The sequence below is a fragment of the uncultured Romboutsia sp. genome, from assembly GCF_958366745.1.
GTDB classification, from domain to species: domain Bacteria; phylum Bacillota; class Clostridia; order Peptostreptococcales; family Peptostreptococcaceae; genus Romboutsia; species Romboutsia timonensis.
The window spans coordinates 1-14,442 of the sequence record NZ_CATXCO010000042.1 but is presented as its reverse complement, the minus strand read 5'-3'; the positions used below and the strand labels follow the sequence as shown (position 1 = coordinate 14,442).

13 protein-coding genes are annotated in these 14,442 nt (G+C 29.3%); 12 read left to right on the top strand and 1 reads right to left on the bottom strand.

Features of this window, described 5'->3' with window-relative positions; translation table 11 throughout:
• The 4 genes from Q5F54_RS04830 to Q5F54_RS04815 form a co-directional block, all read left to right on the top strand.
• Positions 1-734, top strand: a 734-nt coding sequence (locus Q5F54_RS04830) for a Smr/MutS family protein (RefSeq protein ID WP_302334042.1), incomplete at its 5' end; no start/stop codon positions are given.
• Positions 735-758: 24 nt separating this feature from the next.
• Positions 759-1,205 (top strand): DUF523 domain-containing protein, encoded by a 447-nt coding sequence (locus tag Q5F54_RS04825; protein WP_071119408.1) that lies wholly within the window; start codon positions 759-761, stop codon positions 1,203-1,205.
• Between the two features lie 89 nt (positions 1,206-1,294).
• Positions 1,295-2,995 carry an arginine--tRNA ligase gene (gene argS, locus Q5F54_RS04820; protein WP_281537328.1) on the top strand — a complete coding sequence of 567 codons (1,701 nt, stop codon included), beginning with the start codon at positions 1,295-1,297 and terminating at the stop codon, positions 2,993-2,995.
• A 239-nt stretch (positions 2,996-3,234) separates the two neighbouring features.
• A complete protein-coding gene (locus Q5F54_RS04815) occupies positions 3,235-4,158 on the top strand; it encodes a hypothetical protein (RefSeq protein ID WP_281538416.1) in 924 nt (307 codons plus the stop codon).
• 3 nt (positions 4,159-4,161) lie between these two features.
• Here Q5F54_RS04815 and Q5F54_RS04810 read toward each other — a convergent pair whose 3' ends face one another.
• Positions 4,162-4,362, bottom strand: a complete 201-nt coding sequence (locus Q5F54_RS04810; protein ID WP_071119411.1) for a hypothetical protein — start codon at positions 4,360-4,362, stop codon at positions 4,162-4,164.
• 162 nt (positions 4,363-4,524) lie between these two features.
• Between Q5F54_RS04810 and Q5F54_RS04805 the strand changes: the two genes are divergently transcribed.
• From Q5F54_RS04805 to Q5F54_RS04770, 8 genes are all read left to right on the top strand, one after another.
• Entirely contained in the window at positions 4,525-6,279 is a 1,755-nt protein-coding gene (locus tag Q5F54_RS04805; RefSeq protein ID WP_288525420.1) for a B12-binding domain-containing radical SAM protein, read from the top strand.
• Between the two features lie 9 nt (positions 6,280-6,288).
• A complete protein-coding gene (locus tag Q5F54_RS04800) occupies positions 6,289-7,431 on the top strand; it encodes a tetratricopeptide repeat protein (protein ID WP_281538418.1) in 1,143 nt (380 codons plus the stop codon).
• 93 nt (positions 7,432-7,524) lie between these two features.
• Positions 7,525-8,445, top strand: a complete 921-nt coding sequence (locus Q5F54_RS04795) for a bifunctional enoyl-CoA hydratase/phosphate acetyltransferase (RefSeq protein ID WP_071119414.1) — start codon at positions 7,525-7,527, stop codon at positions 8,443-8,445.
• 174 nt (positions 8,446-8,619) lie between these two features.
• Positions 8,620-10,542 carry an anaerobic carbon-monoxide dehydrogenase catalytic subunit gene (gene cooS / locus Q5F54_RS04790; RefSeq protein ID WP_302334041.1) on the top strand — a complete coding sequence of 641 codons (1,923 nt, stop codon included), beginning with the start codon at positions 8,620-8,622 and terminating at the stop codon, positions 10,540-10,542.
• 130 nt (positions 10,543-10,672) lie between these two features.
• Positions 10,673-11,458, top strand: coding sequence for an AAA family ATPase (locus Q5F54_RS04785; protein ID WP_071119416.1), 786 nt, complete (start codon positions 10,673-10,675; stop codon positions 11,456-11,458).
• A 101-nt stretch (positions 11,459-11,559) separates the two neighbouring features.
• Positions 11,560-13,236, top strand: coding sequence for a formate--tetrahydrofolate ligase (locus Q5F54_RS04780; protein ID WP_281538420.1), 1,677 nt, complete (start codon positions 11,560-11,562; stop codon positions 13,234-13,236).
• Between the two features lie 81 nt (positions 13,237-13,317).
• The gene (locus Q5F54_RS04775; RefSeq protein WP_281538421.1) at positions 13,318-13,950 is read left to right on the top strand and encodes a cyclodeaminase/cyclohydrolase family protein; all 633 of its coding nucleotides are present in this window, start codon (positions 13,318-13,320) and stop codon (positions 13,948-13,950) included.
• 76 nt (positions 13,951-14,026) lie between these two features.
• Positions 14,027-14,442, top strand: a 416-nt coding sequence (locus Q5F54_RS04770) for a tetrahydrofolate dehydrogenase/cyclohydrolase catalytic domain-containing protein (RefSeq protein ID WP_302334040.1), incomplete at its 3' end; no start/stop codon positions are given.

Genomic DNA, 14,442 nt, shown 5'->3' with positions numbered 1-14,442 from the left:
AACTAAAGATAGAATATGATGAGAAACTTGAAAAGTTTGCAAATCAAAAAGAAAAAATGCTTGAGCAAGCAAGACAAGAAGCATTTAGAATTACTAGACAAGCAAAAGAAGAAGTAGATAATATTATAAAAGAATTAAGAAGATTAGAAGAAGAAAGAGCATCAAAAGAAAAGAACCAACAAATAGAAGCTCTTAGAAAAGAATTAACAAGTACTATGGGAAGTTTACAGCCTACGGTTAAGAGCATGATAGTCCCTAAAGTTGCAAGTAAAGAAATAACTGATTTGAAGGCAGGAGAAGATGTAAGAGTAATAACTTTAAATCAAGAAGGTACTGTTGTTTCTGTTGATAAGAATAAAAAAGAAGCTGTAGTGCAAATTGGTATAATGAAAATGACACTACCATTTAAATCATTACAAAAGGTTAAAAAAGATGTTAAGAAAACTGTAACAAAATCAACTAGAAATATAATAAAATCTAAATCTGGTAACGTAAAGAGTGAAGTAGATTTAAGAGGTATGAATTTAGAAGAAGCAACTATGGAAGTTGAAAAATACCTAGATGATGCATATGTTGCAGGTCTAGAAAATGTAACAATAATACATGGTATAGGTACGGGAGTTTTAAAATCAGGCCTTCAAGATATATTAAGAAGAAACAGACATGTAAAATCACAAAGAGCTGGTCAATACGGTGAAGGTGGTGCAGGTGTAACTATAGTTACACTAAAATAAATTAATACTAATAAGGTGATAGATGTGATACTTGTATCAGCATGTTTACTTGGAATAAATTGTAAATATAATGGTGATAATAATAAAAATGAAAAAGTAGCAGAATATCTTAAAGATAAACAATTTATAATGGTTTGCCCGGAACAATTAGGAGGACTATCAACACCACGTGATCCATCAGAGATTATAAGGCTAGATGGTAATGCTGTTATAGAAGGAAAAACCAGTGTAATAAACAATAAAAGACTAGATGTAACAAAGAAATTTAAACAAGGTGCTATGGAAACTTTAAAAATAGCTGATTTATATGGATGTAAAAAAGCTATATTAAAAGAGGGTAGCCCTTCATGTGGATCGAGTTTAATATATGATGGAACTTTTACAGGTAAAAAAGTATCTGGAGTAGGAGTAACAACAGCGTTGCTTAGACAAAATGGGATAGAAGTTATTAGCGAAAAGGATATAATGTAGATATATAATAGTAAATAGTGTCAAATACCTTGAAAAAACTTAGAATTTGATTTACCATAAAATAATAACAAAGAGAGAGGAGCAATATAATGCAAGACTTTAAAGTAGCAGTAGCAACATGCTTAAAAGAACATATAGAAGAATTGACTTTAGAAGAAATAACAGCACTTATAGAAGTGCCACCAAATAAAGATATGGGAGATTTTGCATTCCCATGTTTTAAATTAGCGAAAGTATTTAGAAAAGCACCTAACATGATAGCGGCTGAGTTATCAGAAAAAATAGAAGCTAAAGGAGTTATATCTAATGTTACTCCATTAGGTGGTTATATAAACTTCTTTGTTAATAAATCTCAATTAGCAGAAACAGTTATAAAAGATGTATTAACAAAGAAAGAAAAGTACGGTCATAGCGATTTAGGAAAAGATAAAACTATAGTAATAGATTTCTCATCTCCTAATATAGCAAAGCCATTCCATATAGGTCATATAAGAACTACAGTTATAGGGAATGCTTTATACAAAATATATGATTCTCAAGGATACAATACAGTTAGAATAAACCATTTAGGAGACTATGGAACTCAATTTGGTAAGCTTATAGTAGCTTTCAAATTATGGGGTAATAAAGAAGCTGTAGAAGCTAATCCAATACCAGAGTTATTAAAATTATACATACAATTCCACGATGAAGCTGAAAGGCACCCAGAAATGGAAGATGAGGCAAGAGCTTGGTTTACTAAGTTAGAAAATGGAGATAAAGAAGCAAAAGAATTATGGCAATGGTTCAGAGATGAAAGTTTAAAAGAATTTGCTAGAGTTTATGACTTATTAGATATAGAATTTGATTCATACAACGGAGAAAGTTTCTATTCAGATAAAATGGATAGAGTTATAGATATAATAAAAGACAAAGGATTACTTCAAGAATCTCAAGGAACTAATATAGTAGACTTAGAAGAATATAATATGCCACCAGCACTTATAACTAAGAATGATGGATCTACATTATATATGACAAGAGATTTAGCAGCAGCATTATACAGAAAAGAAAATTATGACTTTGAAAAATGTATATATGTAGTTGGTTCGCAACAAAGCTTACACTTCCAACAATTATTCAAAGTTTTAGAACTTGTTGGATTTGAATGGGCTAAGGATATGGTACACGTTCCATTTGGTATGGTAGCATTAGAAGAAGGTACTATGTCTACAAGAAAAGGTAGAGTAGTATTCTTAGAAGATGTTTTAAAACAAGCTATAGAAAAGACAAAAGAAACTATGCTTACTAAAAACCCAAATGCTTTAAATGTTGATGAAATAGCTAAACAAGTTGGGGTTGGAGCAGTAGTATTCCAAGAATTATCTAACAGTAGAATAAAAGATTACACATTCTCATGGTCAAGAACACTAAGCTTTGAAGGAGAAACAGGTCCTTACGTTCAATATACTCATGCTAGATGTTGTGCAGTTTTAAGAAAAGCTGAAGAAGAAGTTACAACAGATATTAACTATGAATTATTAAATGATGTAGATAGTGCGGAAGTTTTAAAAGTTATAGCATCATTCAATAAAACTATACTTAATGCTATGAGAAAGAACGAGCCACATATAATAACAAGATTTGTCCTAGATTTAGCACAAGCATTCAATAAATTCTACCATGATAACTCTATATTAGTAGAAGATGCTGAGTTAAGAAAAGCTAGACTTGCTTTAGTTTGTGCTACTAGACAAGCATTAGAAAATGGTCTTAAATTATTAGGAATGCAAGCGCCAGAAAGAATGTAATTTATATAAGTGTACAGGGATGTCGAAAATCGATACTTTACATCTGAAAATGTAATATTGTATAATAATAGCAAGTAATATAGTAGTATACACTCGTTTGTACACTACTATTCCCCTGTATAAACGACAGCTTATAAGCTGTCTCTTTTTTTTGATTCGTATAGGTTATAATATAGTATATTAAACTAATTACTTGATAAAAATAATAATTATAAAATATTACAAGGAAAATAATATTTATGAAAGATAATTTAATAAAAAAAGCGTATATATCAGCATTTGATATAGAGGATAAGTATTTAAAAGATTTAATTGTAATTAACACAAAATGTTTAGTAGATGATAATATACAAAGACGTGTATACATAGATAACAAGAGATTAAGAGATGAATTAATATATTATAAGTTTTATGGAGAAAGACCAAATTATAATAATATACTTAACCTTTTATTACCTGTAATAATTTCTAATACTAATATTAAGAAAAGTGAAGATGAAGTACTTGAATTAATTCAAAAGTATGTTAAATACTTTAAAAAGGAAGAATACTTATTTGAATACATATTATCTTCTGTTTTATACAACTCAATTATTCATAATATAATAGAAGATAACACAATAGAGTATAAAGACTTGCTTCAAAAAATAAAGGAACAAATTATAGGATTTACTATTTCATTAGATAAAGCAAGTACTATAAAGTTTCATATGGCAAGAATAAATGCGATACAACAAATAGATAAGTATATAGATTTAAAAGTACAAGATTATGACGATGAGAAAATTTTAGGTAGTTTATTAAATATATTATATGATATATATATTGAAGATAGAGAAGTTAAAGATTTTGGGAGTAAAAGTATAAAAAAATCTATACTATCTATATTAGGAGATGATGAAAATCACAATATAGACAATATAGACTTTATTTTATCGATGTCAGAATATATAGTTAAATTAAGACAGTATAAAATTAATAAAAAAGTATACGATAAAAACTCAGATCCTAGATACTTAATAAATCTTAATGAAGGGGATACGTATAATGATCCTATATTCAATCAGATAAAAATTATATCTAAGAACTTTAATAATAATATACTAAATATAAATATTAAATCTAAATCTGGCTTATATGTATTGAAATTTAAAAAGGCTTAGAATTTACTTACTTGACTCTAAGTAGTTTATAAAGTCTTCTTCTGTTGTTTCAGTTAAAAAACAGATTTCTTTAACTATATTATTTCTAAGATCGATAAAATCTTCAAGACCTGTATTTTCATTAGTGTATTCTAATGCTTTTAAAATAAGTAATAAGTCTCTCTTTGATAAAGCGTTGATAGATACTTGGTCAATTAATTCCATAAAAAACTCCTTTTCTAACTTATATAATTATAATACTAATATTCTACAAAATATATGTAAAAACCTTCTATTAAAAAATATTTAGATAATGTTTTACACATATTATTTTAACCTAAAAATAGCATAAAAATATACAATAATCTTAATAAAGAGGTGAAATAATTGAAAATTTTATTAACAACATTAAATTCTAAGTTTATACATACAAATTTAGCTATAAGATATTTAAAATCATATACTAAAGATTTAGTTGATGCAGATATAAGAGAATATACAATTAATAATGATTTAGACTATATATTAAAAGATATATACAAAAATGATTATGATGTAATATTATTCTCAACATATATTTGGAATGTATTAGATATAGTAAAGCTTTGTGAAAATATAAAAAAAGTAAAACCAAACACAATCATAGGCTTAGGTGGACCGGAAGTAACTTATGATAGTGAAAATGCTATGGAAAAATATCCATTTGTAGACTATATATTATGTGGTGAAGGTGAATTAGTATTTAGAGATTTAGTTATGTATCTTCAAGGTAATAAAAATATAGAAGATGTAGAAGGAATAGTATATAGAAATAATGGAGAAATAGTGGTAAATAGACCTAAGGAATTATTACAAAACTTAGATGAAATACCAAGTCCGTATGAAAATCTAGATCCTAAAGAATATGAAAACAGAATTGTTTATTATGAAACATCAAGAGGATGTCCTTTTAATTGTCAATATTGTTTATCATCTACACTTAAAGGATTAAGATATTTCAGTATAGATAGAGTAAAAAAAGATTTAAAAGCTTTAATTGATGCAAGGGTATCACAAATTAAGTTTATAGATAGAACGTTTAATGCAAATAAGAAGTTTGCAAAAGAGATAATGAATTTCCTTATGGAAAATGATAATGATTATACTACATATCACTTTGAGGTAACGGCGCATTTATTAGATGATGATATGTTAGAATTTTTATCTAATTGTAAAGAGGGATTATTCCAATTTGAAATAGGTGTCCAAACTACTAATCAAAAAGTACTAGATGCTGTTGGAAGAAGAGATGACTTTACTAAATTATCTAAAGTTGTTAAGAAGATAGCTTCATATAGAAACATACATCAGCATCTAGATTTAATAGCAGGACTTCCTTATGAAGATTATGCTAGCTTTGAAAATTCATTTAATGATGTATTTAATTTAGGAATAGAACATTTACAATTAGGATTTTTAAAGATGATAAAAGGAACCGGAGTAAGAAAAACTGCAAATGAGCATGGATATAAATATAAAGATTATCCACCATATGAAGTTTTATATAATAATTATATTTCTTATTCTCAAATCTTAAAATTAAAAGATATAGAAGAAATACTAGAAAAATATTACAATTCTAAGAACTTTGTATTATCTATGAGGTATATAATATTTAATTATTATAAAGAAAGTCCATTTAAATTCTTTGAAGAATTTGCAATTTATTTTGATAAGAATGGATACTTTGATGTTGCTCAAGGTAAAAATCAACTTTACAAAATACTGTTAGATTTTTATAATGAATCAATAAATAAAAATAATGACTTATTTAATGATATACTAAAATATGATTATATATCACTAGGTAAAACATCAAATATACCACAGTTTTTTAATAAACTTGATATGGAAGATTTCAAGAATAGATGTCATGTATTTTTACAAGATGAAAGTAATATATCAAAATATTTACCTAATTTCGAAAATAAGCCAGCTAAACATATTATAAAATATGTTCACTTTGAGCCATTTAAATTTGATATACTAGAGCTTAAAAAAGATATAAATAAAAATATAGATAAAGAAGACAATGTAGTAATGTTTGTATATGATGATAAAAAGATATTTGAGAAATCAAAGGCTTATAGAGTTAGTATCTAGGAGGTTAGTATGAAATTTAAGATAGAAAAACATATATTAAAAAAGGCTGAAGAGTTATCTTTTATAACTATAAAGCATGATAGTGAATTTAAAGTAGAGGGATATACTATACCAAAAGAAGGGTTACAAGTACCTATAAAAAATGAAGTATTAGTAAAAGGTATAAAAGAAAAAACTGCTCAAGATAATATAAATGCAATGTCTATTGCTGATGCAATGATATATATAATAGGTATAGATAGCCAATTTAGATATAATGAAGAATATAAAAAATTCTTAAATGCATTTAAAAATAAAGTAAACTTAGATTTAAATGCATATATGGGATATATGTCTAGAAAGTATTTTGATATTGGAGAATATACGGATTCTTTAATATACTTAAAAGCGCTTATAACTATGAGTAATGATGATATAAATGGATTATACCATTATGCTATAGTATGTCAGGAAGTTGCTAAGAAGTATCAAAAGGATAATGATGATAAGGCTATGAATGACTTCTTATTAGAAGCATTAAATAAGTTAGAAATGGTAATAGATTTAGATCCAGAATTTGCCTTAGGATATTATCACCTAGGATATCATTATTATAATCAAGGTCAATATGTAAAATCTAAAGTAATATGGGAAGAAGCATTAAAATTAGGATTAGATGAAGATACAACATCTGAAGTTCAAGAAAATATAGGTAAAATGGACTTTAAGGTTCAATATGAAGAAGGATATAATCTAGTATTCCAAGGAAGAAATGAAGAAGGATTAGAAAAGCTATTACCTTTAGAAGAAGATCATTCAGATTGGTGGAATTTATTGTTCATGATAGGTTTAGCTTATAAAAATATGAATGAGATAGAGACAGCTAAAAGATATTTTGAAAAAATATTAGTAATAAAGCCACATCAAGTTGATACTATGGTTGAACTTGGTCTTTGTGAAGCAAGTACTTTTAATATGGAAAAAGCTATAGAACATTTTGAAACTGCAGCTAAAATAAAAGAAGACCCAGAAATACTATGTAACCTAGGAATGGCATATTTAAATAATGGAGATTTAGATGATGCTGTATATTACATAGAGAGGGCTTATGAACTAGACCCGCAAGATGAAATAACTATAGCATGTTTAAGAGAGTTAGATAAATATAGGTAAAAAAATAAAGATAAATGTTAAAACTTCTATTTTAAATATAGAAGTTTTTTTATACAAAATGTTATTATTAATTATATAAAAGGAGGTGTTAATTTGGTAAAAAAATTAAAAGAGATATTTGATATACTTAAAGGTGAAGAGAAATTAATTCTTTCTGTAGCTGCAGCAGAAGATAAAGAAGTTTTAAAGGCTGTAAAAGATGCAGTAGAAAAACAAATAATAGAACCTATATTAGTGGGAGATTGTGATAAAATAAAGTTGATTTCAGAAAAAATAAACTTTGATTTAACTGGAATAGAAATATTAAATTCTAATAATATAGAAGAGAGTGCTAAAATAGCTGTTGAATTAGTAGCGACTAAGAATGCAGATTTTGTAATGAAAGGTATTTTAGATACTTCAATTCTTTTAAAATCTGTGTTAAATAAAGAGTATGGACTTAGAACTGAGAGTCTCCTTAGCCATGTCGTAGCATATCAAATGGAAAATTATCATAAATTATTATTAATAACAGATGGAGGTATGAATATTTCACCTAATTATGAACAAAAAGAGATGATACTTAAAAATGCTATACAAGCAGCTAAAGCATTAGGTATAGATACTATAAAAGTGGCATGCCTTGCTGCTAAGGAGAAAGTGAATCCTAAAATGCAAGCTACTGTTGATGGACACTTATTACAAGAAGCATCTATAAATGGTAAATTTGGTAGAAATGTTATAGTCGAGGGTCCATTATCATTTGATATAGCCTTATCAAAGGAGGCTAGTGATATGAAAGGTTTTAAAAGTGAAGTATCAGGAGATATTGATATTTTATTAGTACCTAATATAGAAGTCGGTAATGGAATAGGCAAATCATTTACATATATGGCAAATGCAAAATCAGCAGGAGTTATTATGGGAGCCAAAGCACCTATAGTATTAGTTTCTAGATCAGATAGTGCAGAATCGAAGTTATATTCTATAGCATATGGAGCACTTATAGCTAAAGATATTAAGAAAATTATATAAAATACACACATTTATTTTAAACAATTAAATTGTTAGAATACTATTAAAAATAACACAAATTTAAATTGAATTAGTATATAATCAAATTAGGTAATACAGAGCATTAATTTTTAATTGACATATCTTTTATTCATCCTAGGATTTATAAATCGAGATAGAGGGGGATATAGGCATATGGATAAAAAAATGATGACTATTGATTTAAATAGTAAAGTATTATTAGATAAGGCTGAAAGAGACGGCGTAGAAACAATGTATGACCGAAAGCAAAATTTTAAGGCTCAATGTGGTTTTGGTCTTCAGGGGAATTGCTGTAGAATATGTGGAATGGGGCCTTGTAGAATAACACCTAAAACACCAAGAGGTCTATGTGGTGCCGATGAACATGTTATAGTAGGAAGAAACTTTGCAAGGATGGTTGCAGGTGGTACTGCAGCTCACTCTGACCACGCAAGAGATATAGCTCATACAATGGCCTTAGCAAGTAGAAATGGAAACTATACAATAAAAGATGAATCAAAACTAATAACATTAGCAAAAGAGTGGGATGTAGAAACAGAGGGTAGAGATATATATGATATAGCTCACGAAGTTGCAGATGTTGCATTAATGGAATTTGGTAAACCTTACGGAGTAGCAAGATTTTTAAAGAATGCTCCAGTAAAAAGACAAAAAGTATGGAAAGAACTTGGAATAGAACCAAGAGCGATAGATAGAGAAGTTGCTACCATAATGCACTCAACTCATATAGGATGTACAGCAGACATAGATAGTTTAATACATATGTCACTTAGAACATCTCTAGCAGATGGATGGGCTGGATCTATGATAGGAACTAGATTTAGTGATATATTATTTGGAACTCCAACAGTGAGAGAAACGGAAGCAAACTTAGGAGTTTTAGAAGAGAATAAAGTAAATATAATATTACATGGACATGAGCCTTCATTATCTGAAATGATAGTTTTAGCGTCTGAAGATCTAGAATTAGTTGAATTAGCTAAAGAAGTTGGAGCAGATGGAATAAACTTAGCAGGAATGTGCTGTACAGGTAATGAAGTTACAATGAGACATGGTGTAAAAACTGCAGGAGACTTCCACCAACAAGAACTTGCAATAGTTACAGGTGCAGTGGAAGCAATGATAGTTGACGTTCAATGTATATTCCCAGCATTAGCAAAGGTTGCAAAATGCTATCACACAAAATTCATAACAACATCTCCAAAGGCTAAAATAGCCGAGTCAACATATATGGAATTCTCAGAAGAAACTGCATATGAAGATGCAAAACAAATAGTTAGAGAAGCAATATTAAACTTTAAAAATAGAGACAAATCAAAAGTACTTATACCAGAATTAAAATCAAGCGCAACAGTAGGATATAGTCTAGATGCAATACTTGGGCAACTAGATAGAGTTGTAAATTCACAAATAGACCCAACAGGGACTCTAAAACCATTAGCAGATTGTTTAAAATCTGGAGTATTAAGAGGTGCTGTAGGTGTAGTTGGATGTAATAATGCTAAAGGAGTTTCTAATAAAGCGCATATAACAATAATGAAAGAATTAATTAAAAATGACATACTTGTTGTTACTACTGGATGTGGAGCATCAGCTGCAGCTAAATTTGGTTTAATGACTAAAGAAGCTAGAAAGCTAGCAGGTAAAGGATTAGCAACAGTTTGTGAACTTGTTGATATACCGCCAGTTTTACACCTAGGTTCTTGTGTTGATTGTAGCCGTATATTAGAGATAGTAAGCGAAACTGCTAAAACTTTAGATATGGATATATGTGATCTTCCAGTAGCTGGTGTGGCACCAGAGTGGATGTCTGAAAAAGCAGTTGCTATAGGTACTTATGTTGTAGCTTCAGGTATAGACACATACTTAGGAATAATGCCACCAGTAAAAGGTTCATCAAGAGCAGTAGGAATATTATGTGATGAATTACAAGATATAGTAGGAGCTAAATTTACAGTTAATGAAAATCCAGAAGAATTAGCACAAATAATAATATCTGACATAGAAAAGAAACGTGTTCACTTTGAAAAATTAGTTGAAGAAAAAATGAAGCAAGTAGTCGAAGTAGAAGCTTAATAATATGAAAATAAAACTTTTTTGAACACAGTATTTATTAATGTTTATAGATAAACGTATAAAAGGATAAATAATTTAGATGAACATACATATCATTATATGGTTCATCTATTATAAAAGGTGGTATAATATGAAAATAGCGATAACAGGTAAAGGTGGAGTAGGAAAGACAACTTTTTCTTCTATGTTGTCTAGAATGTTTGCAGATGATGGATACAGAGTAGTTGCTGTTGATGCAGATCCTGATGCTAATCTAGGTTTAGCATTAGGATTTCCAAAAGAAGTATATGATTCTATTGTTCCAATATCAGAAATGAGAAAATTAATTTCAGAAAGAACTGCTGCAGAAACAGGAACTTTTAACAAAATGTTTAAATTAAATCCTAAGGTTGATGATATACCTGAAAATTATTGTAAAGAATACAATGGTGTTAGATTACTTACTTTAGGTACTGTAGATTTTGGTGGTTCAGGATGTGTTTGTCCAGAACATGTATTATTAAAAAGACTTTGCTCGCATCTAATATTACAAAATAAAGATGTAGTAGTAATGGATATGGAAGCAGGAATTGAACACTTAGGTAGAGGAACTGCACAAGGTGTAGATGCTTTTATAGTGGTAGTTGAACCAGGTGAAAGAAGTCTACAAACTTATAGGAAAGTTAAATCTTTAGGTAAAGATATAGGTATTAAACAAGTATTTGTTGTAGGCAACAAAATTAGAAATAAAGAAGATGAAGAATTTATAATGTCTAATATAGAGGATGGAGAAGCTTTAGGCTTTATATACTACAATCAAGATGTCATAAATTCGGATAGAAGTAATAAATCTCCATATGACACTAGCCAAGAAACTAGAGAACAAATTGAAGCAATAAAAAATAAGTTGATGGGATTAAGTGTGTCCTGTAATTAAAATGCTAAAAAATGGTCATTATTATATAGATTATTTACTAAAGATAGATAATTTATACATAGCGAAATTAAATATTTAAATTATAGGGGAGGATACTAATTATGGGATTCAAATCAGATATTGAAATAGCTCAAGAAGCTAAACCACAAGATATAAGAGAGATAGCTAAAAAGTTAGATCTAGGAGAAGATGATATAGAATTATACGGTAAGTATAAAGCTAAAGTAGACTACAATTTATTAAAGAGAGGCAATGGCGGTAAAAAGTCAAAGTTAATATTAACTACAGCTATCAACCCAACTCCAGCAGGAGAAGGAAAAACTACTACTACTATAGGAGTTGCAGATGGATTAGCTAAATTAGGTGAAAATGTATTAGTTGCATTAAGAGAACCTTCTTTAGGACCTGTATTTGGTATTAAAGGTGGAGCTGCAGGTGGAGGATATGCACAAGTTGTTCCAATGGAAGATATAAACTTACATTTCACAGGAGATTTTCATGCTATAGGAGCTGCAAATAACTTATTAGCGGCAATGCTTGACAATCACATTCATCAAGGAAATGAATTAGGAATAGACTCTAGAAGCATAACTTGGAGAAGATGCGTTGACATGAACGATAGACAATTAAGAAATATTGTTGATGGTTTAGGGTCAAGAGCAGACGGTGTAGCTAGAGAAGATGGATTTGATATAACAGTTGCTTCAGAAGTAATGGCTGCTTTCTGTTTAGCAAGTGATATAGTTGATTTAAAAGCTAGATTAGGAAGAATAATAGTAGGATATAACTTCCAAGGAGAACCTGTAACTGCAGAGCAACTAAAAGCTAATGGAGCTATGGCAGCATTGTTAAAAGATGCATTAAAACCAAACTTAGTTCAAACATTAGAAGGAACACCTGCATTTGTTCATGGTGGACCATTTGCAAATATAGCTCATGGGTGTAACTCTGTTATAGCTACAAGAATGGCTATGCACTTTGCTGATTATGTAGTAACTGAAGGTGGATTTGGTGCAGACTTAGGTGCTGAGAAATTCCTAGATATAAAATGTAGAATGGCTGACCTAAAGCCTGATGCAGTTATAATAGTTGCTACAGTAAGAGCATTAAAATACAATGGTGGAGTACCAAAAGATGAGTTAAACAATGAAAATTTAGAAGCTTTAGAAGCGGGTCTTCCAAATTTATTAAAGCATGTTGAAAATATAACTCAAGTATTTAAGTTACCAGCAGTAGTTGCTATAAATGAATTCCCAACTGATACAGAAGCAGAAGTTAACTTAGTAAAAGAAAGATGTAAAGAACTAGGTGTTAATGTTGCCTTATCTCAAGTATGGGCAAAAGGTGGAGAAGGTGGAATTGAACTAGCTAAAGAAGTTATAAGATTAACTAGTGAACCAAATGAATTTGAGTTCTGCTATGAAGATGATTTAAGTATAGAAGACAAGATAAATGCTATAGCTACTAAGATATATGGAGCTGATGGTGTAGACTTTACTCCACAAGCTAGAAAAGAATTAGAAAGATTAGAAAAGTTAGGGTTCTCACATATGCCAATATGTATGGCTAAAACTCAATATTCTTTAACTGACGATCAAACTAAATTAGGTAGACCAACAGGATTTAGAATAACAGTTAGACAATTAACAGTATCAGCAGGTGCTGGATTTATAGTTGCTTTAACTGGTGCAATAATGAAAATGCCAGGACTTCCAAAAGTTCCAGCAGCTGAAAGAATAGATGTTGATGAAAATGGAATAATATCTGGATTATTCTAATAAATAATAATGTGGAGTGTAAAAATTTTGCACTCCACTACATAGTAATTTAGTATCTTTAAAAGATTTAAGGGGGAAATCATGAAGATATCTGAAAAAACTTGTGTTGAATTTGTAAATCTATTAGCTTCAAAGTCAGCCGTACCTGGTGGAGGTGGAGCAGCAGCTTTAGTTGGTGCTATAGGAATGGCTTTAGGCAGTATGGTTTGCAACTTAACTATAGGAAAGAAAAAATATGCAGAGTATGAAGATAGCGTAAAAGAAATATTAGTAAAAGCAGGAGAAATAGAAGAGAAATTATTGAGTATGATTGATGAAGATGCAAACAATTTCTTGCCTCTTTCAAAAGCTTATGGACTTCCGACTTCAACGGAGGAAGAAAAGAAAATAAAAGAAGAAACTATGGAAAATGCATTAAAGGTAGCTTGTGAAGCTCCAATAAACATAGTAAGAATGTGTTTCGATGCTATAAAATTACATAAGGATTTAGTTGATAAAGGTTCAAGGCTTGCTATAAGTGATGTAGGTGTTGGAATTCAATGTTTAAGATCTGCAATACTTAGTGGTCAGCAAAATGTAGTAATAAATATAAACTCTATAAAAGATATGGAGTATGTTGAAAAAGTAAGAAATGAAGTAAACCATTTAGTAGAAGAAGGCGTAAAAATATGTGATGAAGTTTACGCTAAAGTAGAAAAAGCTCTAGGAAAATAATTATTTTAAAGTAGAAAATTAATACAAGCTATACTTGTATATTATATAAATTAAAATTTAAGGGGGCGTTTTTAAAATGGAAGTAACTGCAACTAAAGGTCAAATAATAAAAGGAAAGCCAGTAGCTGATCAAATAAGTGAGAATTTAATAAAAGAAGTTGATGAATTAGTTAAAGAGGGTATAAATCCTAAGTTAGCTATAGTTAGAGTAGGAGCTAGAGGAGACGATTTAGCTTACGAAAGAGGAGCATTAAAGAGATGTCAAACTATAGGTATAGAAACTGAAGTTGTAGAATTAGCAGAAGATATAACACAAGAAGATTATGAAAAAACTTTAAGAAGCTTAAATGAAAATAAAGATGTTCATGGTATATTATGTCTTAGACCATTTCCTAACCAATTAAATGAAGAAGCAATAAAATACGTTATATCTCCAGAAAAAGACGTAGATTGCTTTAGCCCAATAAACTCTGCAAAAATAATGGAAGGTGA